Raw genomic sequence first — 970 nt, 5'->3', positions numbered from 1 at the left:
ATACTACTGATGGTTTAGAGCTTAAATTAGCTAAGGATATTAACTTAACTGCTAATGGCAGTGTGGCCTTTGGTACGGCTGCTACAGCACCAAAAGTAGATGCCACTGGTTTGACTATTTCTGAACAGTTAAAATTCACTACTGCAGCTATTTCTGCCGGTGATTTACAGATTAACCATGTTGCGGCTGGCGAAGCTGATACCGATGCTGTAAATGTATCGCAACTAAAAGCTCTTGAAAAACAAGTAGGTGCTGCTGGTGAATTAACATTAGTCGATAAAGATGGCAATCCATTAGTTAAAGACGATAAAGGGAATTTATATAAAGAGTCTGATATAGATGAAAATGGTAAACCAATAGATGGTGCAACTCCAGTAAACCCTGAAGATACAACATTAGCATCTGATACAGGTAAGAGCGGGTTGGGTCAAGATAATAATGGCAATAATGAAGCAATTACACCTGATAAAGCAAAAGATTTAATTGGTGGTACAAAAGGTGAAGATGGAACCCGTGGCAAGGATGGTTTATTAGATAAAACGGGACCTACTTTAAATAACATTGCAACAATTAAAGATCTTCAAGCCTTAGCTCAAGCAGGATTAGATTTTGCTGGTGATGATGGTACAGAAGTACATCGTGCATTAAGCCAAAAATTAACTATTACAGGTGGCGCTGATGTATCCACTCCAGAAGCAAAAGCTAAATTAACTGATGGTAATATTGGTGTGGTGGCTAATGATACTACTGATGGTTTAGAGCTTAAATTAGCTAAGGATATTAACTTAACTGCTAATGGCAGTGTGGCCTTTGGTACGGCTGCTACAGCACCAAAAGTAGATGCCACTGGTTTGACTATTTCTGAACAGTTAAAATTCACTACTGCAGCTATTTCTGCCGGTGATTTACAGATTAACCATGTTGCGGCTGGCGGACGTTGAGACCGTTGTCTGTAAATTTATAGCAAGTA

1 pseudogene is annotated in these 970 nt (G+C 39.0%); it reads left to right on the top strand.

From position 1 onward, the window contains the following. Nucleotides 1-941, top strand: a pseudogene (locus tag VER_RS08880) (hypothetical protein); the annotation flags it as partial. Nucleotides 942-970: the final 29 nt, after the last annotated feature.

Source organism: Veillonella sp. R32, from assembly GCF_010093125.1.
Classification (GTDB): Bacteria; Bacillota; Negativicutes; order Veillonellales; family Veillonellaceae; genus Veillonella_A.
The sequence above is the reverse complement of the archived record's forward strand: the minus strand, read 5'-3'. Positions and strand labels throughout refer to the sequence as shown.